The organism is Dyella sp. ASV21, assembly GCF_016428975.1.
Classification (GTDB): domain Bacteria; phylum Pseudomonadota; class Gammaproteobacteria; order Xanthomonadales; family Rhodanobacteraceae; genus Dyella.
Map to the genome: position 1 here is coordinate 48745 of NZ_JAELTT010000009.1, position 25605 is coordinate 74349.

General features: G+C 64.1%; 18 protein-coding genes and 1 tRNA gene. 17 read left to right on the plus strand and 2 right to left on the minus strand.

Going from position 1 to position 25605, the window contains the following annotated elements; translation table 11 throughout:
• Window positions 1-432: 432 nt before the first annotated feature.
• The 3 genes from JHD67_RS05095 to JHD67_RS05105 all read left to right on the plus strand — a co-directional run bounded on the left by JHD67_RS05095 (window position 433) and on the right by JHD67_RS05105 (window position 4214).
• Complete coding sequence (locus tag JHD67_RS05095; RefSeq protein WP_199097973.1) at window positions 433-2760, plus strand: DNA translocase FtsK; 2328 nt, start codon at window positions 433-435, stop codon at window positions 2758-2760.
• Window positions 2761-2883: 123 nt separating this feature from the next.
• Complete coding sequence (gene lolA, locus JHD67_RS05100) at window positions 2884-3543, plus strand: outer membrane lipoprotein chaperone LolA (protein ID WP_199097975.1); 660 nt, start codon at window positions 2884-2886, stop codon at window positions 3541-3543.
• An 8-nt stretch (window positions 3544-3551) separates the two neighbouring features.
• Complete coding sequence (locus JHD67_RS05105) at window positions 3552-4214, plus strand: YoaK family protein (protein WP_199097977.1); 663 nt, start codon at window positions 3552-3554, stop codon at window positions 4212-4214.
• A gap of 7 nt (window positions 4215-4221) precedes the next feature.
• Here JHD67_RS05105 and JHD67_RS05110 read toward each other — a convergent pair whose 3' ends face one another.
• Entirely contained in the window at window positions 4222-7233 is a 3012-nt protein-coding gene (locus tag JHD67_RS05110; RefSeq protein WP_199097979.1) for a ligand-binding sensor domain-containing diguanylate cyclase, read from the minus strand.
• Between the two features lie 205 nt (window positions 7234-7438).
• Here JHD67_RS05110 and JHD67_RS05115 point away from each other — a divergent pair, with 205 nt between their 5' ends.
• The 13 genes from JHD67_RS05115 (at window position 7439) to JHD67_RS05175 (ending at window position 23271) form a co-directional block, all read left to right on the plus strand.
• Complete coding sequence (locus JHD67_RS05115) at window positions 7439-8104, plus strand: response regulator transcription factor (RefSeq protein ID WP_199097981.1); 666 nt, start codon at window positions 7439-7441, stop codon at window positions 8102-8104.
• A complete protein-coding gene (locus JHD67_RS05120; protein WP_199097983.1) occupies window positions 8088-9470 on the plus strand; it encodes a histidine kinase dimerization/phospho-acceptor domain-containing protein in 1383 nt (460 codons plus the stop codon). Before JHD67_RS05115 ends, JHD67_RS05120 begins: the two co-directional genes overlap by 17 nt.
• A gap of 109 nt (window positions 9471-9579) precedes the next feature.
• Window positions 9580-10605: an efflux RND transporter periplasmic adaptor subunit gene (locus JHD67_RS05125; protein ID WP_199097985.1), complete on the plus strand. Its 1026-nt coding sequence runs from the start codon at window positions 9580-9582 to the stop codon at window positions 10603-10605.
• Between the two features lies 1 nt (window position 10606).
• A complete protein-coding gene (locus JHD67_RS05130; protein ID WP_199097987.1) occupies window positions 10607-13675 on the plus strand; it encodes a CusA/CzcA family heavy metal efflux RND transporter in 3069 nt (1022 codons plus the stop codon).
• 116 nt (window positions 13676-13791) lie between these two features.
• On the plus strand, window positions 13792-15108 hold the full coding sequence (locus tag JHD67_RS05135) for a TolC family protein (protein WP_199097989.1): 1317 nt from the start codon (window positions 13792-13794) through the stop codon (window positions 15106-15108).
• Between the two features lie 46 nt (window positions 15109-15154).
• Window positions 15155-16498 (plus strand): replication-associated recombination protein A, encoded by a 1344-nt coding sequence (locus JHD67_RS05140; protein ID WP_199097991.1) that lies wholly within the window; start codon window positions 15155-15157, stop codon window positions 16496-16498.
• Window positions 16499-16565: 67 nt separating this feature from the next.
• Window positions 16566-17141, plus strand: a complete 576-nt coding sequence (locus JHD67_RS05145) for a hypothetical protein (RefSeq protein ID WP_199097993.1) — start codon at window positions 16566-16568, stop codon at window positions 17139-17141.
• 142 nt (window positions 17142-17283) lie between these two features.
• Window positions 17284-18564, plus strand: a complete 1281-nt coding sequence (serS, locus tag JHD67_RS05150) for a serine--tRNA ligase (RefSeq protein ID WP_199097995.1) — start codon at window positions 17284-17286, stop codon at window positions 18562-18564.
• 10 nt (window positions 18565-18574) lie between these two features.
• Window positions 18575-18937, plus strand: a complete 363-nt coding sequence (locus tag JHD67_RS05155; RefSeq protein WP_199097997.1) for an LrgA — start codon at window positions 18575-18577, stop codon at window positions 18935-18937.
• Window positions 18938-19367: 430 nt separating this feature from the next.
• A tRNA-Ser gene (locus JHD67_RS05160) sits at window positions 19368-19457 on the plus strand.
• Window positions 19458-19751: 294 nt separating this feature from the next.
• Window positions 19752-21014, plus strand: a complete 1263-nt coding sequence (locus JHD67_RS05165) for a site-specific integrase (protein ID WP_199097999.1) — start codon at window positions 19752-19754, stop codon at window positions 21012-21014.
• Window positions 21015-21043: 29 nt separating this feature from the next.
• Window positions 21044-22819 (plus strand): AAA family ATPase, encoded by a 1776-nt coding sequence (locus JHD67_RS05170; protein WP_199098001.1) that lies wholly within the window; start codon window positions 21044-21046, stop codon window positions 22817-22819.
• Window positions 22820-22836: 17 nt separating this feature from the next.
• Window positions 22837-23271 (plus strand): hypothetical protein, encoded by a 435-nt coding sequence (locus tag JHD67_RS05175; RefSeq protein WP_199098003.1) that lies wholly within the window; start codon window positions 22837-22839, stop codon window positions 23269-23271.
• Between the two features lie 3 nt (window positions 23272-23274).
• Here the strand turns inward: JHD67_RS05175 and JHD67_RS05180 are convergent, their stop codons facing one another.
• Window positions 23275-23559, minus strand: a complete 285-nt coding sequence (locus tag JHD67_RS05180; RefSeq protein ID WP_199098005.1) for a hypothetical protein — start codon at window positions 23557-23559, stop codon at window positions 23275-23277.
• 380 nt (window positions 23560-23939) lie between these two features.
• Here JHD67_RS05180 and JHD67_RS05185 point away from each other — a divergent pair, with 380 nt between their 5' ends.
• On the plus strand, window positions 23940-25604 hold the full coding sequence (locus tag JHD67_RS05185) for a MobA/MobL family protein (protein ID WP_199098007.1): 1665 nt from the start codon (window positions 23940-23942) through the stop codon (window positions 25602-25604).
• Window position 25605: the final 1 nt, after the last annotated feature.

Below are 25605 nucleotides of genomic sequence, written 5' to 3' on the forward strand. Positions count from 1 at the left end.
CTCCAGGCGTCGTCTCGGCGGGTTGGGGCGTGGCACGAGTAGCGGCGGGTCGGCAGGTGGCGGCGCCTCCATGGCTATTCGCTGCAGCCGGTGCAGGGGTTTCCTTGGGCGGTTGCCGGCCATTCGGCGACGGTTTTCCATAGCGCCCGGACGGGATGCGTCGGCGTTCGCGAAATCTGCGCGCAGCGGTGCGACAGACCTCGTCGGTAACGCACTCTGCCGCTATGCTTGACCTGTGCGGCAGGGGCGATGGGCGACAGGATGGCGTTGCGTCAGCTGCTTGCGCGGGGATATCCGAAGTCGAGGGCGGCGCGCCGGTTCATCCAGCGCTCAACGGCATGATCTAAGGTCTGCCTGCCGCCATGGCGGATGTATCGAGGAGCGGGTGTCAGGTGTCGCCCGCTCGCCAGCACAGAAACAGAAAGGATCACGGTGGCGCGTAGCGCGAACGTCAAAAAGGAAAAGCAGCGCGAGGGCCTCAGCGAGGAGCTCAAGCGCCGTCTGCGCGAGGCTGGTGCGTTGCTGGTGGTGCCGCTGGCGTTGTATCTGCTGGTCTGCCTGTTCAGTTACAACGACCAAGACCCCAGTTGGGGCCATGTCGGCACGGTCGAGCACGCGCGCAACTTTGGCGGCTCGGTGGGCGCCAATATCGCCAATGTGCTGCGCTACATCTTCGGGCTGGTGTCTTACTGCTTCCCGGCATTGCTGCTGTTGCTCGGTGTGCAGGTGCTGCGCCATCGCGGCGAGCGCAGCGTGCAGCCGTGGGAGCCCTCCCTGCGCCTGATCGGCTCGGTGTTCTTTTTCATCACCGCGCCGGCCTTGCTGTATCTGAATTTCCATGACGAACCGGTGCTGCCCCAGGGTGTGGGCGGCATCATCGGCATGTGGGTGGGCCGCGGTTTGCTGCATGCGCTGGGCGACAAGGGCGCGCCGTTGTTGTTGCTGGCGCTGTTCCTGGTGGCGGTGACGCTGGCCACCGGGTTGTCCTGGTTCCGGGTCATGGACATGATCGGGCAGGGCGTGCTGCGCCTTGCCGGCTGGTTCGGCGGCAAGCTCCGCGAAGCGCCGGAAGTGCTGGCAGCGCGCCAGGCGCGCGCCGAGCGCGAGGTGGTAAAGAAGACCGAGGCGGTCAAGCAAGCCAAGCGCGAGCCGGTGCGCATCGAAACGCCGCCGGCGCCGGTGGTGAAGAGCGAGCGCGCCAAGCTGGAAACGCAGATTCCGCTGTTCAGCGGTGCCTCCATGCCAGGCGAGCTGCCGCCGCTATCCCTGCTGGACGAAGCGCCGCCGCAGGGGCCGGGGTATTCGGAGGAAACGCTCGAGGTGCTGTCGCGCCAGGTCGAGCTCAAGCTCAAGGATTTCCGTATCGAGGCCAAGGTGGTCGGGGTCTATCCGGGCCCGGTCATTACCCGCTTCGAACTGGAGCCGGCGGCTGGTGTGCGCGGCTCGCAGGTGTCGAGCCTGGACAAGGACATCGCGCGCGGCCTGTCGGTAGTGAGCGTGCGCGTGGTGGATGTGATTCCGGGCAAGAACGTGATCGGCCTGGAAATTCCCAACGCCAAGAAACAGATCGTGTATCTGTCCGAGATCCTGCGTTCGGACAAGTACGACCAGCTCAAGTCGCCGCTGGCGCTGGCGCTGGGCAAGGACATCGCCGGTCGCCCGTCGGTGGCCGACCTGGCCAAGATGCCGCATTTGCTGGTGGCCGGCACCACCGGCTCGGGCAAATCCGTCGCGGTGAACGCGATGGTGCTGAGCCTGCTCTACAAGAGCAGCCCCAAAGATGTGCGCATGATCATGATCGACCCGAAGATGCTGGAGCTCTCGGTGTACGAGGGTATCCCGCATCTGCTGGCGCCGGTGGTGACGGATATGAAGGAAGCCGCCAACGCGCTGCGTTGGTGCGTGGCCGAAATGGAGCGCCGCTACAAGCTGATGGCGGCCGTGGGCGTGCGCAACCTGGCCGGCTTCAACAAGAAGGTGAGGGAGGCCGAGAATTCCGGCCAGCCGCTGCTGGACCCGCTGTTCCGTCCCAACCCGGAAATGCCGAACCTTTCGGCCGAGCCGTTGGAGCCGCTGTACCACATCGTGATCATCATCGACGAGTTCGCCGACATGATGATGATCGTCGGCAAGAAGGTCGAAGAACTCATCGCGCGTCTGGCGCAGAAGGCGCGTGCCGCTGGCGTGCATCTGATTCTCGCCACCCAGCGCCCGTCGGTGGACGTGATCACCGGCCTTATCAAGGCCAACATTCCGACCCGCATCGCGTTCCAGGTATCGAGCAAGATCGATTCGCGCACCATCCTCGACCAGAGTGGCGCCGAAACGCTGCTCGGTCACGGTGACATGCTCTACCTGCCGCCGGGTACGGCCACGCCTGATCGCGTGCACGGCGCCTTCGTGGACGACCACGAGGTGCACAACGTGGTGAGCTGGCTCAGGGCCCAGGGCGCGCCGCAGTACATCGAAGGCGTGCTGGAAGAGGTGCAAGCCACCGCCGATGGCAAGTTCATCAACGACTCCGGCCTGCCGCAGGAAGGCGAGGAGGCCGGTGACGCCGACGCCCAGCTGTACGACAAGGCCGTGCGCATCGTCACCGAGACGCGCCGCGCCTCGATTTCCGGTGTGCAGCGCCACTTGCGCATTGGCTACAACCGCGCCGCTCGTCTGATCGAACAGATGGAGCAGGACGGCGTGGTCAGTGCGCCCCAGCACAACGGCAACCGCGAAGTACTGGCACCGCCGCCGCCCAAGCACTGACAAGGGCCGTCGCCTCGGCCACCCGCCGGGGCGACGCGCTATTGCGCCCATCCCGCAGGCGCCAGTAGCCGTTAAGCTAGGGCGCCTCACACTTCGCCAGATCGCTTCAACGCCAGGGCCTCCATGAAACGCTTCGTCCTTCTCGCTACCGCTGCCGTCGCGCTTTGCGTGGGCTCCATGGCTCAAGCCGCTGGCCCTGCCCGCAGCAAGCTCGATGCCTTTGCCAGCGGCATGCATTCGTTGACCGGCAAGTTCAGCCAGACGATGACCGACGCCAACGGTCGCCCCGGCAAGACCAGCACGGGTACGCTCGCGCTGGAGGCGCCGCGGCAATTTCGCTGGGAGACGCTGGCGCCATCCAGGCAGACCATCGTGGCGGACGGTAGCCGCGTGTGGTTGTACGACCCGGACCTGGAACAGGTAACCGTGCGCGTGCAGAGTGCGGAGGAGTCGCATAGCCCGCTCACGGTGCTCACCGACGTCAAGCAGATGGACAAAGATTTCAATGCCGTGGAGCAGGGCGACCACGATGGCCTGAGCTGGCTGCGCCTTACCTCCAAGGCCAAGGACCCCCAGTTCGACTACGCCGACCTTGGCTTTGATGCCAACGGCCTGGCGCGCATGGTGTTCCGCGATCAGCTTGGCGCGGTGACCGACATTCGCTTCGCCGGATGGCAGCGCAACGTGGCGATTCCGCCGCAGACCTTCAACTTCGTGCCGCCGCAGGGTACCGATGTGATCGGCGATCTGCCGGTCATTACTACCCAGCCGATCAAGAACTAAGCATCGCCGTGTTGCGCCAGCTGCCGCGTTGGGCCTGGTTCGGCGGCGGCTTGCTGGCGCTGATCGCCGGCTGTATCAACGCGGTCGGTTATCTGTGTTTCCGGCATCAGCCGATCACCCATCTCACCGGCACCAGCACGGAGTTTGGCTTGGCGCTGGCCCGGCTCGATGGTGGGGAAATCGTGCATTGGGGGCTGGCCATAGCCTCCTTCCTGGCCGGCGCGGTGCTCAGTGGCTACATCGTGCAGCAGAGCACGCTCAAGCTGGGGCGGCGCTACGGCGTGGTGTTGATGTTGGAGTCCGCACTGCTGTTCGCCGCGACGCCGCTGATTCGCGACGCGCACGATCTCGGCCTGTATCTCGCGTCGGCGGCCTGTGGCTTGCAGAACGCCATGGTGAGCACCTATAGCGGCGCGACCTTTCGCACCACGCACCTCTCCGGCATTTTCACCGACCTGGGCATCTACCTGGGCCAACGCCTGCGTGGATTGGAAGTGGACATGCTGCGCGTGCATGTATGCCTGCTGGTGGCCAGCCACTTCATCGTGGGGGCCACCTTGGGCACGTTGGGCTTCCTGCATTGGCAGGAGCGGGTGCTGTTGCTGCCGGCCGCGATAACCGGCGTGGTCGGCCTGAGCTACGCCATCTATCGGCACCGTCACCTGCGCTGAAGCCGACTCACTTTGCCGCGACGGATCGATTGCGGCCCGCGTGCTTTGCCTCGTAAAGCGCGGCATCGGCACGTGATAGCCACTGCGACAGGGTCTCGCCGGTGCGCCACGCGGCCACGCCGATGCTGGCCGTAATGGCAATGCGTTGCCCCTCGTAGACAATAGGGCTGGCAGCCAGGGCGAGACGTATGCGCTCGGCCATGGCCAAACCCTGCTCCAGGTTGCCATCGGTGAGGCATACCACCATCTCTTCGCCGCCGTAGCGGCCGACCAGATCGCCTTCGCGGGATTGGGCCTGCATCACCTGGCCGCAAACCCGGATGACTTCATCGCCAGCGAGGTGACCGTAGGCATCGTTGATCTGCTTGAAGCCATCGAGATCCAGCAGGGCAATGCACGCACCGCCATCGTCCGCCAGCTGGCGCACGCCTTCGGCGAGCTCAAGGAAGCGTCGACGGTTGTAGAGGCCGGTGAGCCCGTCGGTACTGGCCAACTCGTCCAGGCGCCGGTTGGCGCTGACCAGGTCACGGGTATGTACGTCGATCTGTTGCTGCAGTTCACGCGCTTTTCGATGCAGGTACAGCGTGCGCAGCTGGATCACGCCGATCAACAGGGCCAGCAGCAATACGCCGCCGCCGATCATGGCCGAGACGGTCTCGTACCAGCGTGGCTCGGCGGTAACGCCTACCACCGTTTCGAACACGCGTGGCTGCATGCCCATGGTCTGGGCGCGCAGATGCAATTGGTAGTTGCCATGCGGAAGGTTGGTGTAGAGCGCTGAAGGCAGGCTGCCGCGTGGCACCTCGATCCAGTTTTCGTCGAAATCATCCATGCGGTAGCTGTAATAGGTCTCCGTCGGCGCCTGAAAGTCGAGCAGTGAAAAATCCACACGAAGGCTGCGGTTATGCGGCCCCAGGCGCAGCGTTTCGCCCGGGCGCGGCAACTTGCCGAAGGCAAGCGGCAAGCCATTGAGGGTGGCGTAGGTAATGGCAAGCGGCGGATCGGGCGTATCGGTCGGGCGCCAACTGGGGCGGATCACGGTGAGGCCGCCCAGTCCGCCGAACAGCAATTCGCCGCCCGGCGCGCGCGCCGATGCCGCATACACGTAGCTGCTGATGCGCAGGCCATCGCGGCCGCTGAGGTTGCGCACGACGTGCGTGTTGCCGTCGATCATGGAAATGCCGTTAGGCAGGCTCACCCACGGATTACCCTGGTCGTCGGATTGCACGGCGTTGACGTTCTGGCTGCTTAGTCCCTGCGCGACGCCAATGGTGCGAAAGCGATAGGGCTCGCCCGCGTTGCGGGGCTCCAGCATGGCCACGCCGCCATACGTGCCCACCCACAGGCCGCCCTGCGGATCGTCGGTAACAGAGCTGACCAAGTTGTTGGGCAGGCTCTGCGGATCGCCCGATTGGTTGATGAGGTTGGTGAAACCACGCGTCTGCAGGATGTCGTTGGCTATGCTGATGCCGTGACTGGTCACGTACCAGGTCGCGTTGCCGATCTGCGCTATGCGGCGCACGGTGTTGCTGCCCAGGCTGCGGGCGTCGTTGGCGTCGTGCTCGAAGTGCACCAATGCGTGCGTGCGCAAGTCGTAGCGATAGACGCCGTCATAGGTGCCGATCAGCAGTTGCTGGCCTTCGGTTAGCAGGTGCAGTACAGGCTTGTCATCCAGCGCGGGCAGTACCGAGTTCTCCAGGGTGAGCGTGTCGGGCGAGATGCGGGCCAACCCCTGCGTACCTACCCAGATGGTGCCGTCGGGGGCTTCCGCGAAGGCCTGCACATCGCGGCGCGTCTGGTTGCCTCCCAGTTGCAGGTGGCGGATCACGGCCCGGTCCAGATCGATCATGTCGATGCTGCCTGCGCTCATGCCCAGCCAGATGCGCCCGCGCGTGTCGACAAAGATGCCGCGCACATTGGTATTGGCCAGCGTGCGGTTTTCCTGGGTGGAAGGCAGCAGGGCGAACGCGGTGCGCGCATTGAGCGTGTGGCGCGCGACGCCCAGGTCGGTAGCCACCCATACATTGCCGGACTGATCCTGCAGCAACGCCCGCACCGAATCGCCAGGCAGTGACGAGGGCATGGCCGCGTCATGCGCTAGTGGGCGCACACCATGGCCGCCGGGCGTATAGCTCATCACGCCATCGCCATCCGTGCCCAGCCAGACCGTATCGGACGATACCTCCAGGATGTCGCGCACGGTGGGGCGGCGCTCCTGCCCCGGCAGGTAGCCGCTGAAGCCATCCACGGTTTGCCAGTGGCCGTCGGCATCGCGATAGACCGCACCCGATCGCGTGCTACCCACCCATAAGCGTCCCTCGCGGTCCTCGTGCAGCGTCCAGATGCCGTCGTTCAATACCGCGTCGACGTCGCCGTGCGGGCGGCGCGGACGCACGAAGTTTTTGGTGCCGGCAAAGCGTACGAACAGACCATTGTTGTTACCTAGCCACAGATTGCCGGCGCGGTCCTGAAGGACGCTGAAGTTGCGCGATGATGTGCCTGCGTCGGTCGGCACCGGGGTAATGCGGTCGGTGTGAAGGTCCAGGCGGTCTAGCCCCAGTTCGCTGGCAATCCACACGCCCGCGTCGCCGTCGTGCGCCAACGCATAGATTTTGCGGTCGCTGGTGCCGCCCTTGCCGACCGGATAATGGCGAAAGCTGTTGGTGGCCGGGTAAAAGCGCGCCAGGCCGCCCGCGTTGGTGCCCACCAGTAAGCTGCCGTCGGGCAAGGTGAGCAGGTTGCGCACGTAGGCATCGGGCAAGCCGCTGGCCGAATCGCTCGCGGTGAACACCTGCATGCGGTAGCCGTCGTAGCGCACCAGGCCGCTCATGGTGCCGATCCACACCAGATTGCGCTGGTCTTGCGCGAGCGCGGTGGTGATCGAGTGCGGCAGACCATCGCTGACGCTCAGGCGTTCGAACCACGGGGTATCGAATGGCGCCCATGGATCATTGGCCAGCACGACATGACAGGGCAGCAGGTTCAGCAACAGAGCCGCCAGCCAGGCGATCCAGCGCATGCCTGGGGCGATACTTGCCCTGCGGAGGTCTTGCGTTTTGGCCATGTGCCTCGCCCTGCGCCCCACGCCTTCGTGGCGTCTGGGCGAACATGATAGCGGCCAGACCCTATTGCCACATGCTCTATGATGCCGCGGACCTCGGGCAGGCGCGTTCGTCCAGCGCCCTTGTGTCATTCCCGCATCTCCCGACCGAGCCCGTATTGTCATGCGTCTTTTGATCGTTGAGGATTCACCCGCCCTGGGCCGCGATCTGCAGGCGGCACTGTCACGCGACGGTCATGCCGTGGATCTCGCCGGCGATGGCGCACAGGCCTTGGCGTTTGCGGGGGCCTACGCTTATGACGTGCTGGTGCTTGATCTGATGCTGCCCAAGGTGGATGGCTGGGAGGTGCTGCAACGGATTAAACAGGGGCAGGGCGCGCCGGGCGTGCTGGTGTTGTCGGCACGCGATCAGGTTACGGATCGGGTTCAGGCCCTCAACCTGGGTGCCGACGACTATCTGGTCAAACCCTTTGCCTACGATGAGCTGCTGGCGCGCATCCTTGCCGTGTCGCGGCGCGGCGGTAGCCAGTTGCCGCTGCTTGTCGCAGGTGCGCTGGAGGTGGATCCTCGCGCGCGGCTCGCACGTGTCGACGGCAGCGTACTGGCGCTCACGCCCAAGGAATACGGTCTGCTGGAAACCTTGCTCAGCCAGCGCGGCACCGTGCTGGCGCGAGGCGCCTTGTTCGAACATTTGTATGACGCGCAAAGCGAGGCATCGGACAAAGTGATCGAGGTACTGGTGAGCACGTTGCGCGGCAAGCTTGCCCGCGCCGGTTTGCCCGACCTGATCGAAACGCGGCGCGGGTACGGCTATGTCATCGCTGCGTAGTTGGTTGTTCCAATCCATTCACGGGCGCCTGCTGCTGACGCTGTGCGTGGGCCTGAGCCTGCTGATGGCCGCCATGTTCGTGGTGCTCGACTACAACATCGACCGTCGCATCTACGAGCGCCTGGATAGCGATCTGTTGCAGCGCGCCCATGGCATCGTGAAGCTGCTGGAGACGCCGCCGGCCGAGGTCGCCATGGCGCGCCTGCAGACCTTGCATCCGGCCTACGCCGGGGGCGGCCATACCGAATACCTTCAAGTCTGGGATGCTCGCGGGCGCACCTTGCTGGTGTCCGGCAGCAATGCGGCGGGGCGGCTGGAGATGCCCGCGCAGGTGCCCGCCCATCGGCCGCTGTTCTACGATCTCGCCTTGCCCGACAACCATCGCGGACGTGCGGTGGCGCTGACCTTGCTGTTTCCCGGTTCCACCGAGCCGGCCACTATCGCGGTGGCCGAGGAGCGCGAGCATGTGGATCGCTTTGAGCGAAATATCCACGTGGCATTGCTGGGTGGTGTGCTGGGCACGGCCTTGTCGGCCGCGTTGTTGGCGATCGTCACGGTGCGGCGCGGCTTGCGGCCGCTGTTGTCGTTCGGTGAAGCGGCGCGGGTGCCGGAAAAGCCGCCACACCTGCCTCATCAGCATTTGCCGCAGGAGCTGACGCCTTTTGCAGAAGCGCTCAACGGCGCGTTTGATCGGCTGCATGCCGGCATGGAGCGCGAGCGGCGATTCTCGCGTGATGTCGCCCATGAACTGCGCACACCACTGGCCGAAATGCGCGCGGCGGTGGAGCTTGCCCAGCGCGACGCGGTGGTGCCCGGTGCGCTGGATGGCGTAAAAGCCGCCATGGATCGCATGCAGCGTTGCATCGATGGCTTGCTGGCCTTATCCAGCTACGAGTCCGGCCTGGCCCGGCCCGAGCTGGAGCCGATGGATGTGGTGCCGCTGCTGCGGCGTGCCGGTGCCGATACGCGTGTGCATGCGCCCTTGCCGGCAGAGGCATGGGTGCAATCCGATTCCGCACTGCTTGAGCGCATCATCGATAACCTCATGCTCAACGCCCTGGAGTACGCGCCACCGGATGCGGTGATCGACGTGGCGCTGATGTCCCAGCAGGGCGCGTGGTGGCTGCACATCGGCAACGTGGCACCGGATCTGGAGGCAGCCGACCTGCCGCATTTGGGCGAGCGCTTCTGGCGCAAGTCGCCCGCGCGCGAGGCGAATAGTCACGGCGGCCTAGGGTTGGCGCTGGCCGCCACCTTGGCGGCCGTGCTGGGGCTGCGGCTGAGCTTCCGCCTGGATGAGGGCATGTTGTGGGCCTCGCTGGGGCCGCTGCCCGATATCCAATCCATTGCCCTGCCTGAGCGGTAAGCCCTGGCCGTGACCATGCGCCGCAGTCAACGCATCGGCGGCTTTTCTTAAGCGCAGCCAAAGCTCCGCGTTCCGATACTCGCCACCGAAGCGATATCGGAGATTAAGCATGCGGTGCTGGCTTGTTGGCTGCGGGTTCCTAGCCCTTTACACGGCGGCGGCCTGCGCTGTAGATGCATCCGCGCAGGTGCCCATGGCGGTGGTGACGCGGATTGAGCGCGTGCCCCTGGAGCAACTCCCCGCGACCGCGCGGTTGCCGCTGCAAGGCACCGCCGTGGTGACCACGCCGCTCCCCGGCGTAGTGCTTGCCGTGCTGGCGCGCGAGGGCGATACGGTCAAGCGCGGACAGGTGCTGGCGACCGTGCAAAGCCGCGAAGCGATGACGCTGGGGGCGGAATTGGCGGCGGCGCAGGGCGCTTATCGCGTTGCCTCCGCGCAGGCGGAACGCGATCGGCAATTGTTGAGCGAAGGCATCGTGCCGCAGGCGCGCGTGCAGGCCAGCGACGCGTCGCGTGATGCTGCCGCCGCTCGCCTGCGCGAACTGGATGCGGCCCGCCGATGGGCACCTGCCGCCCCGGGCGGCATGGGCGTTTATGAACTGCGCGCGCCCGCGGATGGGCGCATCGTTGAACGTAGCCTGCAGCCTGGCAGCACCGCGGATGCGCTGGCTAAGGCATTCGTGCTGGTAAGCGCGGAGCGTGTGATGCTGGAGGTGCGCGTACCCGCGTCCGTGGCGGGTGAGGTGCGGCGCGGCCAGGACGTGCAGACGCGCGATGGCGCGCGAGCGCGTGTAACCGAGTCGGCGGGCGTGCTCGATCCCGCCAGCCAGACCGTGTTGATCCGCGCCGAGGGCGAGGCGGCAGGTCTGCTGCCTGGCGCACAGACGCACGTCACCCTGTGGTTACCCGCGCCACCGGAGGTGGTATCGGTGCCGTTGGCGGCGCTGCAAGGCGAGGAAGGTGGCGAACGGGTGTATGTGCGGCGGGGCGCGAGCTTTCAAGCGGTGAAAGTGAGCACCCTGGCGCGCGATGGCGATACGCGTCGCCTTGTGCGCGGCGGGTTGAAACCGGGCGAGCAGGTGGCGACGGGCGCGCTGGATGCCTTGCAGGCCGGCGCGGCGGCGGAAGGGCGTTGACATGCTGCAGCGGTTGATCGCCTTCTCCCTCGCGCAGCGGTTGCTGGTATTGCTCGCGGCGCTCGCGCTGGTCGCCGCTGGTACATGGGCCTTCCTGCGCTTGCCCATCGATGCGTATCCCGATATTGCGCCGACCCAGGTCAAGTTGATTCTCAAGGCTCCTGGCATGACCCCCGAGGAGGTGGAAAGTCGCGTGGTCGTGCCGTTGGAAATGGAGCTACTGGGCATTCCGCAGGCGGCGATGCTGCGCTCCACCACCAAGTACGCCATGGCCGATATCACGCTCGACTTTGCCGAAGGCACCGATATCTATTGGGCGCGCCAGCAAGTGTCCGAGCGTTTTGCCAGCGCTGCGGACGCGCTGCCTGGCGATGTGCGTGGCGGTCTTGCGCCCATCGCCACGCCGCTCTCGGACATGTTCATGTTCACCATTGAAGGTGGTGGGCTGAGTCTGGCTGAGCGCCGCAGTCTGTTGGACTGGACCATTCGCCCCGCGCTACGCACGATTCCTGGCGTGGCCGATCTCAATGCCTTGGGCGGCGAGGTGCGGAGTTTTCTGGTAACGCCCGATCGTGCGCGGCTGTCTTCGGCCGGCTTGCATTTTCGTGACGTGGTGGATGCGATCGAGCGTAACAACCGTAACGATGGCGCGGGCCGTTTGCGCGACGGCGACGACACACTGATCGTGCGTGCCGCCGGGGCCATGGTTACGCTCGATGATGTGCGGCAGGCGGTAGTGACCGTGCGTGATGGCGTGGCAGTGCGCGTGGGCGACGTGGCGACGGTGAGCTATGGCGCGCTCACGCGCTACGGTGCGGTGACGCGCGACGGTGAAGGCGAGGCGGTAGAAGGCCTGGTGGTGGGTTTGCGCGGTGCCGATGCCTCGCAGACGGTAACGGCGGTGCGCGAGCGACTGGCCGAGTTGCAACGCGGCCTGCCCGCCGGTGTACGCATCGAAACCTTCTATGACCGCAGCAGCCTCATCCAGCGCGCGGTGCGCACCGTGCAAGATGCCCTGATCGAAGCCAGCGTGCTGGTAGTGCTGCTGTTGCTGTTGTTCCTGGGCAATGTGCGTGCGGCACTGGTGGTGTCCGTCACACTGCCGTTGGCGGTACTTTTCACCTTCCTGCTCATGCACCTGTTTGGCATGAGCGCCAACCTGATGAGTCTGGGTGGCCTCGCTATCGCCATTGGCATGCTGGTGGATGCCGCAGTGGTGGTGGTGGAGAACGCGGTGAGCCGGCTGGCGCCCGAGGGCGAGTATGCCCAAGCCTCGACGCCTTTGCAGCGCATCTATCTCGCAGTGCGCGAGGTGGCGACGCCGGTCACCGCGGGCATCGTCATTATCGTGCTGGTGTTCATGCCGCTGCTCAGTCTGCAGGGGCTGGAAGGCAAGCTATTCGGTCCGGTGGCGCTGACCATCGTATTTGCGCTGGCCGGTTCCCTGCTGCTGTCGCTCACGGTGATCCCGGTGTTGTGCTCCCTGGTGTTGCGCGAGGGCGCGCATCGTGAGCCGTGGCTGATGCGCCAGCTCGAGCGCGGTTATCGGCCGCTGCTGGATGGGTCATTGCGTCATGGCCGTGCCATGGTGGTGATCGCGTTGCTGAGTCTGGGCGTGGGTGCACTGGCCTACATCAACGTTGGCAAGACCTTCATGCCTACCATGGACGAAGGCGACATGTTGATGCAGTTGGTCAAGCCGGCGTCGATCTCGCTGGAAGCCTCGCGCGATCTCGACCTCAGGATCGAACGTGCCGTACGTGCCAAGCTGCCCGAGGTAGCGCATGTGGTGGCGCGACTGGGTTCGGACGAACTGGGCCTGGACCCCATGGGGCTCAACGAGACCGACATGTTCCTGCAGCTCAAGCCGCGCAAACAGTGGCGCGGCCCGGATACCGCATGGCTGGAAGGTCAGCTGCGCGAGGTGATGGATGGTTTCCCGGGTATCGAATACGGCTTTACCCAGCCGATCCAGATGCGTGTATCGGAGATGCTCACGGGGAGTCGTGGCGACGTTGCCATCAAGGTATTCGGCCCGGATTTGTCGCGCCTGAACCATCTCGCCAACCAGGTGGCGGCCATTCTCGAACGCACCCGCGGCAGTCAGGACGTGATCGCGCAAACGCAGGAAGGCATGCGCTATCTCGGCGTGCGCATCGACAGACAGGCAGCGGGGCGCTATGGCCTGGATGTGAGCACCGTGCAGGACGAATTGCGCGCGCAATTGGAAGGCCGCAATGCCGGCACGGTCATCGAGCAGCAGCGCCGTACGCCCATCGTGGTGCGTGGCGCTGAACAGATCGCCAGCGCGCCCGAGCGATTCGGGCAGATCAGCGTGGCGCGTGGCGACGGCGGCGAGGTGCCGCTGGAGCAGTTGGCGACGCTGGAATCCACCAGCGGGCCCGTGCAGGTACGCCGCGAGAACGCCTCGCGCTTTGCGTTGGTGCAGGCCAATGTGAGCGGGCGCGATCTGGTCGGTTTCGTCGATGAGGCCCGTGCCGCCGTGGAGCGTGAGGTGCATCTTCCCGCCGGCTACAGCGTGAGTTGGGGCGGCCAGTTCGAGAATCAGCAACGCGCCGCCGCACGCCTGGGATTTGTCGTGCCGGTGTCGCTGGGCATGATCTTCCTGGTGCTGTTCTTTACCTTCGGCCGCGTGCGCGAGGCGTTGTTGATTCTCTGCAACGTGCCATTCGCCCTGGTGGGCGGCGTCGTGGCGCTATGGGTTGCCGGGCAGTACCTGTCGGTGCCGGCGGCGGTGGGCTTTATTGCCCTGCTGGGCATTGCTGTGCTCAATGGCCTGGTGTTGGTGTCGCACTTCATTCAACTGCGCACCAGCGGCATGGCGATGCCTGAGGTGGTGCGCGAGGGCGCATTGCGTCGCCTGCGCCCCGTGCTGATGACTGCCTGCATCACCGCCTTGGGGCTGGTGCCGCTGCTGCTGGCGAGCGGCCCCGGTTCCGAGGTGCAGCGACCGCTGGCCGTGGTGGTGATCGGCGGCCTGGTGACATCCACCGCGTTGACCTTGCTGTTGATGCCAGTGTTGTTCCGACGCTTTGGCGCGTCGAGGTAGGAAGGCATGCAAAACGTACTGAAACGACGCGCCCTGAGCGCACCGTGTCGACGGGCGAAGGTGTCGGCCTCGACCTGGCTGCCTAAGCGACCGATGGACCACGAGGGGGCGCCGATATGAAACGGCTTTGGTGCTTGCTCAGCCTGGCCTGTGCGCCGGCATGGGCGGTAGAAGCGGCGGACCCGATGTTGCCGCCGGCAGAGCTGGTGCTTCGCGCGGTAAGCGAAGTGCCCGAAGTGCGGGGTGCCGAGGCGGGCCTGGCGCGTGCGGACGCCCAGGCACGTATGCGCGCCAGTGGCAGTTATGAAACCCAACTTACCCTGATTCCGCAGCAGCGCCGCGTGCCCGGCGATCGCAACTACAACGAGTGGGAGATGGATCTCACCCGCTCGGTGCGCTTGCCCAGCAAGGTGCGACTGGATCGCGAAATCGGCGCGAGCGGTCAACAGGCCGCCCAGCTTGGGCTGGAGGATGCGCATCATGCGGCCGCGCGTCACTTGCTGGCCTATTGGTCCGATTGGCAGCGTGCCCGGGTGGAGCGCCAGCAGTGGGAGCAGTTGGTGGCCATTGCCCAGCGTGATCGCGACGCCGTGGCGCGTCGGGTGGAGCTGGGCGATGCGGCGGTGCGCGATCGGCTGGCCGTGGAGGCCTTGCTGGCCCAGGCCCAGGCGGCGCTGGCGCGCGCGCAGTCGGCGCAAACGCAAGCCGAGCTGGCCTGGAACAGCAGCTTCACCCGTTTGCCGCTACCGCAGCGCGAGCCGCTGGCCGATTACACGCCACCGGCATTGGAGGGCAGCGATGAAGGCTGGGTAGGGCAGATCGTGGCGCGTAGTCACGAAATCGGCGCCACGGCTGCATTGGCCCGGCAAAAGGACGCGCAGGCACGTCGCGCACGGGCCGATCGCCTACCCGACCCCACCGTGGGCATTCGCGTGCTCAACGACCGCAATGGCCGCGAGCGCGCGTACGGCCTGGTGGTGGGCATTCCCCTGGGCGGCAGCTATCGCCGCGCGGAAGCTGCGTCGACGGCTGCCGATGCGCAGCTTGCCGAGGCCGAGCTGTCCCTGGTGCAGCGGGATATCGAGCGTCAAGCCCGGTCCGAAGTAGCCGCCGCGCGGGCGCAGCGGGAGATCTGGCAGCGCCAGCGCGAAGCACGCGACGCCGCCCGCGAGCACGCCGGCAAGGCCGCTCGCGCCTATGCACTGGGCGAGAGCGGTATGGCTGAACTGTTGGCGGCCCGCCGTATCGAACAGGAGGCCGTGCTGGCCGAGCGCCAGGCCGCCATTGACGCGCTGGAGGCGGTGGCTCGCGTGCAGGTGGACGCTCACGCGCGATGGCACCGCCACGACGACGCCGATGACGCCGCGGCCGGTGATACGCCGAGCGCTGCCGGCATACGCCTGCCGGCGTTGGGCAATCAGGCCGGTAGGTAGTCGCCGGACGGGCCGGCGGCCGGGCCAATGCCCTATCATGCAGGGCATGTCACGCAGCGATTTGTACGATGCGCCGGGCTTGTTCGCCGAGCCCGACGACCTGAAACCCCTGGCCGAACGCATGCGGCCGCGCAGCCTGGATGAAATCGTCGGCCAGCAGCGCGTGCTCGCGCCTGGCAAGGCGTTGCGGCGCGCGCTGGAAGCCGGCCGTGTCCACTCGATGGTGCTGTGGGGGCCGCCCGGTTGCGGCAAGACCACACTGGCCTTGTTGGTGGCCCGCTATGCGGACGCTGATTTCCGCGCCATTTCCGCCGTGCTCTCCGGCCTGCCGGACGTGCGCAAGGCGCTGGCCGAGGCGGAAGGGAATTTCGCCCAGGGGCGCCGCACCGTGTTGTTCGTGGATGAGGTGCACCGCTTCAACAAGGCGCAGCAGGATGCCTTCCTGCCGCACATCGAGCGCGGCATCATCATTTTTGTGGGCGCCACCACCGAGAACCCGTCGTTCGAACTCAACTCCGCCTTGCTCTCGCGCTGTCGCGTGCACGTGCTGGAGGCGGTAACGGCCGACGATATCCAGGTGGCTTTGCGGCGCGCGCTGGGCGATAGCCAACGCGGCCTGGGCGACATGAATCTGGAGGTATCGGACGAATCGCTGCGCCTGATTTCGCAGGCTGCCGATGGCGACGTGCGCCGCGCGCTGACCCTGCTCGAAATCGCCTCCGAACTGGCGCAAGACCACCGCATCGACGAGGCCACGCTGACCCAGGTGCTGGCCGACCGCACGCGCCGCTTCGATAAGGGCGGCGAGCAGTTCTACGACCAGATCTCGGCGCTGCATAAATCCATCCGTTCCTCCGATCCGGATGCCGCCGTGTACTGGCTGTGCCGCATGCTCGATGGTGGCGTGGACCCGCTGTATCTGGCGCGCCGGCTCACCCGCATGGCCGTGGAGGACGTGGGCCTTGCTGAGCCGCGTGCCTGGCGCATGGCGCTGGATGCCTGGGATACCTTTGAGCGGCTGGGCAGCCCCGAAGGCGAGCTTGGCCTTGCGCAGTTGGCCATCTGGCTCGCCATCGCGCCCAAGAGCAACGCCGCCTACATGGCCTACAACCAGGCGCGAGCGGTGGTGCAAAGCACCGGCACCCTGGATGTGCCCATGCATCTGCGCAACGCGCCCACCAAGCTGATGAAGGGTCTGGGTTACGGCCAGGGCTACCAATACGACCACGACGCCGAAGGCGGTATCGCGCTGGATCAGCAGTGCCTGCCCGATGCATTGGAAGGCACCGTGTTCTACGAGCCCGTGGAGCGTGGCCTGGAGCTGAAGCTGCGCGAGAAATTGCTGAGTCTGCGCGAGCAGCGGCGCGAGGCGCGTGCCCGCCGCCGCTAGTGCTTGCCGGGTTGGCAATGCGGGCATAGATTGCCTGCACCAACAATCGCGAGAGGAGGGCGCAGTCATGCGAGTACTCGTTGCCGCACTGATGGGCGGAATCGTGATGTTCCTGTGGGGCGCCGTGGCTCACATGGCGCTGGGCTTGGGCAATGTCGGCATGCACCAGCCGGTGGCCGAGGACACCGTACTCGCCGCGCTGCATCCCGGCCTGGGTGAGCAGCCCGGCGTATACATCCTGCCGTCGATGGACCCGGCCAAGTTCGGCGACAAGGCGGTGACCGACGCGTATGCCGCCAAATCCAAGGCCTCACCGTACGCCTGGGTGGTTTACCTGCCGCAGGGCGAAAACCTGATGGATATGAGTGGCCAGCTACCCCGCCAATGGGCATCGGACACGTTATCAGCGCTGGCTTTGGCCTTTGTGATGGGGCTGGCCGCCTTCAGCTTCGCCACGCGCGTGAGCATTGCCCTGGCAGCGGCCGTATTTGCCTGGCTCAGCACCATGGTCCCGTACTGGAACTGGTACCGCTTCCCCCTCAATTTCACTCTCGCGGCGTTGATCGAGCAGGTCATCGGCTGGTTACTGGCGGGTGCGGTGATGGCCTGGTGGCTAGGCCGAAACCGCCGGCGCGGCGCTTAGCCGTAGGCTCGTTACCCCGCATGGAGCGGGGTAACGGCGTGCTGGCTATCCGTGCGGCGGGCGCAGCCCCGGCGCCGACATTGCGGCTTCCACGGCCCCGCAGCGATAATCGGTCGTTCTGAGTCAATTACCTGGATTGATCATGCTGGACCCCGCACTGCTGCGTTCGCGCCTGGCCGAAACCGCCGCGCGCCTCAAGGAAACCCGTGGCTACGAACTGGATGTAGTGGCCATCGAGGCGCTGGAAACCCAGCGCAAGCAGCTGTCTACCGAGACGCAGGAGCTGCAGAACCTGCGCAATACGCGGTCCAAGGCCATTGGTCAGGCCAAGGGCAAGGGCGAAGATGTCGCCCCGTTGATGGCCGAAGTGGCCGGCATCGGCGACAAGCTCAAGGCCAACGAAGCCGCCCTGGCCGACGTGCAGGCCCAGTTGGCCGCCATTTCGCTGGGCATTCCCAACATCCCGCACGAGTCCGTGCCCCTGGGCAAGGACGAAACCGAAAACGCCGAGCAGTTGCGCTGGGGCACCCCGCGCACGTTCGACTTCGACGTGAAGGATCATGTGGACCTGGGCGCCCGCCATGGTTGGCTCGACGCCGATGCCGGCGCCAAGCTTTCCGGTGCGCGTTTTACCGTGCTGCGCGGCCAGCTTGCACACCTGCATCGCTCGCTCGCGCAGTTCATGATCAACCTGCATACCGGTGAGCACGGCTACCTGGAATGCAACGTGCCGCTGATCGTCAATGGCGACACCATGCAGGGTACCGGTCAACTGCCCAAGTTCGAGGAAGACCTGTTCTCCACCCACGTGGGCGACGCCAAGCGCTACCTCATTCCCACCGCCGAAGTGGCACTGACCAACCTCGTTGCCGACAGCATCGTGGAGGCCGATGCGCTGCCCATGCGCCTTGCCGCACACTCCATGTGCTTCCGCGCCGAAGCCGGCAGCTACGGTCGCGATACGCGCGGCATGATCCGCCAGCACCAGTTCGAAAAAGTCGAAATGGTGCAGATCGCCACGGCGGAGCAATCGCACGCGCAGCTGGAGGAAATGGTCGGCCACGCGGAGAAAGTGCTGCAACTGCTCGGCCTCCCGTACCGCAAGGTGCTGCTATGCACCGGCGACATGGGCTTTGCCGCCATCAAGACCTACGACCTGGAAGTGTGGCTGCCCAGCCAGAACACCTACCGCGAAATCTCCTCGTGCTCCAACTGCGGCGACTTCCAGTCGCGTCGCATGCAGGCCCGCTGGCGCAACCCCGCCACCGGCAAGCCGGAGCTGGTGCACACCTTGAACGGCTCAGGGCTCGCTGTGGGTCGCACCCTGGTAGCCGTGATGGAGAACTACCAGAACGCCGACGGCTCCATCACCGTGCCGGAAGCGCTGCGCCCCTATATGCGCGGCCTGGAAAAGATCGCCTGAGGCCGATGGCATGAGCAGCGCGCGCTGGGACAAGGTGGAGTTCACCGCCAGCTACACGCTGCTGGCCATTCTCGCCACGGAGCTGCTGACACGCCTTGGCCTGGTCAGCATGTTCCCGGTGCCCACGGTGGATCTGGTGCTTTCCATCACCGCCACCGTGCTGGTGCTCGGCGCCTTCTGGTTCGCCCGCCGCAGCCGCGCCGCGCGCCTCTGGGTCATCGCCTTTGCCGCCGCCACCCAACTGGTGCCCATGGTGATCCGCCAGCCGGTGCTGCTGCTCCCGCTGCTAGGCGCCGCCATTCCTGTGGGCATCATGCTGTGGGCCATGATCGCGCTATCAAAGAAAGGGCAGGGCAGCACGCCCCATTCCTGATAGCATGTAACCCCCGTCAGGCGATGGGATACGCTACCGCAACCGCTCCGCCCGGCATTCCTGCAAGAGCAGGAACCCAACGCCCTCAACCGGCGTTGCATAATTTCCGGAGCGATGGTCGAGTGGTTTAAGGCAGCCGTCTTGACGCGAAGGCAGGAGCCGAAGCGAACATCGACGCATGTCGATGGCCCTGAGGGGGCGAAGGGCAGGATGCCCGGAGTCAAACTGCCGTAGCGGCGCGTATGGCGCGCCTGTTGCGGAGACAAATCGGAGAGATGGCCGAGTGGTTTAAGGCAGCAGTCTTGACGCGAAGGCAGGAGCCGAAGCGAACATCGACGCATGTCGATGGCCCCGAAGGGGCGAAGGGCAGGATGCCCGGAGTCAAACTGCCGTAGCGGCGCGCATGGCGCGCCTGTTGCGGAGACAAATCGGAGAGATGGCCGAGTGGTTTAAGGCAGCAGTCTTGAAAACTGCCGTAGGTGTAAGCCTACCGTGGGTTCGAATCCCACTCTCTCCGCCACAACCGTAAGTCTTTCATTACTGGACGTTTGCCAGTAATCGAAAAGGCGGCACCGGGCCCTTCGGGGTTGGTCAACCGCCCATGCGTCTCGCACATCATCTCCTTCGCCGCGCCAGCGGCATGTGGCACTTCCGCATCTATATCCCCAGAGACCTGCGACCGGTCTTTGGCGTCTCCGTCCTCAAACGATCCCTGGGCACCCATGACCCGGGTGCCGCACGGGCGTGTGCTTACGCATTGGGGGCTCGGTGTGCTCAAATCTTCGCCAGTGCCCGAGCCAAGGGAGAGGGGACCATGGCGCATGATCTGGATGATCTGCTGGCAAACATCCGGCGTTTCGAACTCAATGATGGGCCAGAAGGCCTGTCACTCAAAACCACCGGCACCGCTGCGGACAACGCAGCGGCCTTGAAGGCCCTCCAAATGGCGATGGCCCGGCGCGCTTCCATTGCACCGATGGAGAGTGATGGTGCCCCCGCCTCCGCGCGCATCGTCCCCAAGCCTCGAAGCAGCGCGCCCACCCTGGCCGAGGCAACCAAGGAATACGAGGAAGTTGACGCTAAGAACGTCAAAGCCAACACCTGGGAGCAACGGCAACGGTCATGCGCCTCCTTCCTCAAATACATCGGCGCTGGGGTGAAGGTAGACGAGGTCACGCGCCCTATGGCTGCGGCCTGGGCCAATCAGCTCCAACGCGATGGCCTTACCAAGCGCTATGTGGCCAACATGGTTTCCCATGTTGCCCAGATCTTCGAAAGCCAAATCCGGATGGGTCACCTCACGGTGAATCCCGTCAGGGGTGTCGTGGTCATGAAGGCCGCGGACAAAGCGGCCCGGCGCAATCAGGGGCATGCCTGGGAGGCGTTCGAGTTGGCAGATCTGCCAAAGATCTTTGACCCCTTGGCGATGAAGCGTATTCGGCAGGCGCACGTCCGATGGGGAGCCTTGATTGGTTTGTATAGCGGTGCGCGCGTGTCCGAGGTCGCCCAGATCTACCTGCGGGACTTTGAAGAGATTGATGGCGTGCCCTGTGTTCGTATCACCAACGATAACGATGGTCAGTCGTTGAAGAACGAGAACAGCAAGAGACTGGTTCCCTTGCATCCCGACTTGATCCGCCTGGGCCTCTGGAAGCGAGTGGAGGCACTGCGAGAACGCGGGGAGGATCGCTTGTTCCCCACTATTCCGGTGAACCCCAAGGTTAGTCCTGGCAACGCCATTTCCAAGGGTTTCTCTTACCACCTTAAAAGCGTTGGTATCCAACCCCGGCGGGCGGTCGGCACCATTGGCTTCCATAGCCTCCGAAAGAACATGATCCAAGTGCTTCAAGGGTCACCGTTGCCAGCGGAGCGCCGCCGCGCTCTTGTAGGGCACGAAGCGGGAGAGGATGTCCATGAGGCGGACTACATGCGTGCCTGGACGCCTAAGGAGCTCTCTCAGTGTTTTCCCGAAATTCCTTGGGGGAAGTGGCTCAACTTCAAAGGACTGTTGCCGCTCCTTGATTTGGAGGCCGCTTTGATCGAGCGCAGGTCGGCCCCGAGGCGGACCAAGAAATAGTTGAACGACCAGGACACAGGGGAAAGGGAATGCACGGGCTCAGTCACCTTTACATCGAGAATTTTAGGGCATGCCGGCGCGTGCTTCTCACGCTGGGGGACTACACACCCTTGGTCGGACAGAACAACACCGGCAAATCCACGATACTGGAAGCCATCAAGCTCGTTCTGTCGGCCAAGACCCTGGCCAAGACGGACGCCGCTGATCCCCAGCAGCCGGTGATCATCGCCGCCTGCATCCAGGGCATCACCCCGGAACTGCTCGGGCTGATTCCAGCCCAGAACCATCGGGCAGCGATCGAGCCTTACTGTGGTGATGGCCATCTCTGGATCCGTATCGTGGCTGCCGGCGCCAAGCCCAAGCAGGAGGTATGGCAGCCCGCTGATCCGCTGGACGAACTCGGTGTGCCCACGGGATGGCGCAGCTACCCCACGGGCCTTCCCGATGCGGTGCGCGCGCTCTTGCCGGAAGCCCTGCACGTCGTTGCGATGGATGATGTCGAGGAAGACTTGGGCAAGGGCAAGGCCGGCAGCACCATCCGTGGGTTGCTCGATGAAATCATGGCGCCGGTGCTTGAAGCTCATGCGGAAATCCAAAACGCTCTTGATGCCGTGCGGAATGTCCTGGGTGTAGACGGGGCGCAACGGTCTCGCTTACTCACCCAGTTCGATGCCGATGCGACCAGTGCGTTGTCCGAACTGTTCCCGGGTCTCTCGTTGGGCATGGACGTGCCTGAGGTCGAGATCAAAGAGTTTTTCAAGACTGGCGATTTGTATGTGACGGATGCCGTCAGTGGCGAGCGCCGACGATTTGATCAGATGGGCACAGGAGCCCAGCGCGCCATTCAGATGGCCTTGATCCGATTGCTTGCGGACATGCGGCACGGGCAAGCCCGAGGCATTGCCAGGCGCGTGCTGCTCATTGATGAGCCCGAGCTGTTCTTGCACCCACAGGCTGTCCGCACGGTTCGAGAGGCTCTGAAAACCCTTTCCGCTGGTGGCTTCCAGGTGATTTTCGCCACCCACTCACCGTTGATGATCAGCCGGGACAATGCACCGGACACCGTTATTGTTCACCGCAATCAAGCCGGAACGGCGGTCAAGCGGCCGTTGCGGGAAGCGGTGATGCAAGCGGTTGAGGCAGGCCCCGATCAGGCACGCACGCTCTTCACGCTTGGCAATGTTGCCGACATTTATTTCTCAGACAAGGTGATCTTGTGTGAGGGCAAGACAGACCAACGATTGCTTCCCTTGATTTACGAGAAGCTGAGGGGGAAGCGACCCGAGCTGGATCATGTCTGCCTCGTCTCTCTGGGTGGGGCCGCCAACATCATCAAGGGCATGGCCGTCTTAAAAGCCATGGGAATCAAGTGCGGTGCCATCGTTGATCTGGACTTTGCCTTTGTGGATGCCCGCAAGGGAACAGGGGCATTGCTCGACAAGGATGGAGCGGACATCGCCAAGGCCAAGGCGGTGCTTCAACGGTTGCAGGGAGAGCTCGGGTTCCGGCTGGGTGACAATGGTTTGCCAGCAAAGTCACCGGATTTCACCGCAGCCCAGGTCTGGTCGGCGATGGCTGCTGACGAATACGGGGCCCTCGTTGCTGGCGAGGTTCACGATGCGCTGGTGGCCCAAGGTGTTTGGGTCTGGTCACAAGGCTGCATCGAAGACGTGCTGGGCATTGACGATAAAGGTGAGGATGCCATCCAGGGGCAAGAGGATCGTTTGGTCGGCTTGACTATCGCTGAGCTAAGGGCGCAGCTTCCGGTGACGGAAGAATGTATTGGTTGGATGGCTATGGCGTGAGGAAGGGGTAAATCAAGATGACACCAAAGCGTATTTCCGCGAGCGGTTCTGGCGCGTATCAAGTTGCTCGTTGGGCCGAAGAAACTCAGGAGCCAAACGGTGCCCAGAGTTTGAGGAATGAATACTTTGTTGTGGAGCTGCAAGGCTTCGGGCCAATTTCTGACGGACTATCTGAGGGGGTTGCCAGGGCAGAAGTAGAAGATCGGAACAAGGACTTTTTGCTAGGTGTTCAGAACAATGGCTCATCACGATTGGCAGACGAATACAGGAAAAAGTTAGATCCGGAACGTTTGCGAGCCTTTAACCAAGCGCTTCGTGAGGCCGCGGCGCATCTCACCCATGCCGACGATGACATGTCAGAACCATCGTTGGGCGATTTGGAAGGAGATGAAGAGCCCCCAAAGCACCCGAGGCTTCGCCGTCGTAGACCTGGGAGCCCCACTATTAGTTAATTGTCATGACTGTTCATTGTGCTGTCCCAAATCATTGGGAGCGGGCTCTTCCGGCGGATCGTTGAACCTCACGACAACGCGATGCCCAACCGGGTAGTTGTGGATGAACTGCCAAGTCCGCACCCATTTGGGGTTCTCCCAACGCTTCTCGCTTAGTTCAAGAGCGCGATCGGCGGCTTCCACGGCCTCCTCAGGAGACATGTGGGTCAGTAGTGCGGTGAATGATGCCAGCCAAACTTGTTTCTTGGTGGGTTCATGGGGGTTGATCTGATAGGGGTAGGTGTTCACTCGGAGCCTCCGTTTTGCCGGAAACCTAGCCCAAAGCGACCGGCCGTCAAGGTGGCGTGGCCGCGCACCTAAGACGGGGCATCAAAGCCCCGATCAAGAGCAAAACACTAACTGCAAAACCAAGGCGCGTCTTAACTGTTGTTCCAACAGGACGCTCAGAGCAAGGTAACCCCTGAGATCAAGAGATAACCATCAAGAGCCACGGCTTTGAACGGATATCGCGACCATAAAGTTAGCCGTCACAGATGCAAGATTTTGTCGGCCCTTGGTCCTTGACGCGCTGCGGTTCTTTGCTTGCATGTCTCGATGTGCTGAGAACCTGGCAACTGGTGCTCAGCGCACCCTGATCAGGATGATCTCCCACCTTTAAAAGGACTTCGATGACACTGCATGCGCGCCCACACCTTTCCACCCATGGCCGCTCTGATGGCCATAGCGCCGTGGCTGGCGTCGCCTACCGGCTCGGTCTCAGGCTTTACGACGAGCGCGCCAAGAAATGGCACGATTTCCGGCAGCGCCGCCTGGGCGATCACATCGCCGATGCGTTGACGATCGTTCCCGATGGCGCTCCGGAATGGGCGACGGATCCACAGATGCTCTGGAATGCCGTGGAGGCCGCAGAGAAACGAAAAGATGCCCAACTTGCTCGGGACTATCGAATACCCATCCCCCTTGGTGTTGGACTGGAAGAGGCCAAGCAGATGGCCATTGCTGTGGCTCGCCAGATCGTTGAACGGTTGCATACCCCCGTATCGATTGGCCTGCACCGTGATGCAACCAAGACTGCCTTGGGCTTGCCGAAACCTGCGGCCAAGAGGGGTTATCACGCGCACCTGTATTTCCCAACGCGTGCGCTTGAAGAAATCGGTCAGGCCGATGGCAGCTCTGCATGGGGGTTGGGAACCAAGTTCTCGTTTCTCACCAACAAGCGGACTTCCGCGGGCTTTGTTGAGGGCTTGAATGCAGCATGGGCTGACCTCGCCAATCACTTTGCCCAGGTGGCTGGACTGACGGCCACCTATGATCACCGAAGCTATGTGCGCATGGGGCTGGACGTCGAGCCGCAGCGAACTCTGGGGGCTGCCGTCACGGCGATGGAGCGCAGGGGTTTCTGGACTAGGAAAGGTGAGGAACTCCGAGGACAAATCGTGGTGGAAAGCGAAGTGCTCCGGGTCTCACAGGCAGATGCTCTCGAAGCGCAGCATGCACAGGCAGTGCAGGACGTCATCCGGGAATGTGTGGCCGATCAGTTGGCTGGCTTGCAGGTGGCACAGGAGGAGGTCGCCGCGGTCGTCCAGCAAACCCCGGTGACCGTTGATGAAGTGCCGGCGTCCGACCTGCCATCCCCCGGGGCTGCCGACGCCTTGCCTGATGGAGAGCCTGGGTCACTACTGCACCGTTTCCGTCAGGCGGTGCCGGTGCCTGAGGATCCAGATGCATTGCGTGTCTATGTGCAGGTCGTGGGCATCATTCGGTTGGTGGAGCGAGTGCTGTCGGCGCTGGCCAATCTAGTGAGCCGGAAATCCCAGCATGAGGAGGACCGGAGTCGACGGGTGATGGCTCGACTGGATGCCGAGTTTCAGGTGGATCAGGCGCGCCGGAGGCGGACAGCGGCGAGAGAGCACTTGCAGGCATGGGAGGAGGAACACCCGGTGCGCATGGCAGCGGCTAAGGCTGCGGGGCGGAAGCCTGCTGAGTGGGTCTCGTTGAACGATGTGGTTGATCAGGAGGACACCAAGGTCCAGGAGGCCAAGGCTGCGCGCCAGTTGCACATGACTTATATGGAAGCCATCGACCAAGCGGGTGCTCAGATCGTCACCGAAGAAAATGTCCAGAAGAAAGAGCTTAGCCAGGCGCTCGATGGCATCCAGCAGCTCAGTCCAATCCTGGTGACCAAACTGTTGTCCGTCAGTGATCAGGGTGAACGTGCGTGGCTGGAAGCAGCCAAGCCATCTGAGGAACAACAATCACACGGCGAGGCCCTCCCCGCAGTTTTGCCGAGGGTGGAAAAGTTCGAGTTCCGGCGGCACCGCAGAATTCATTGAT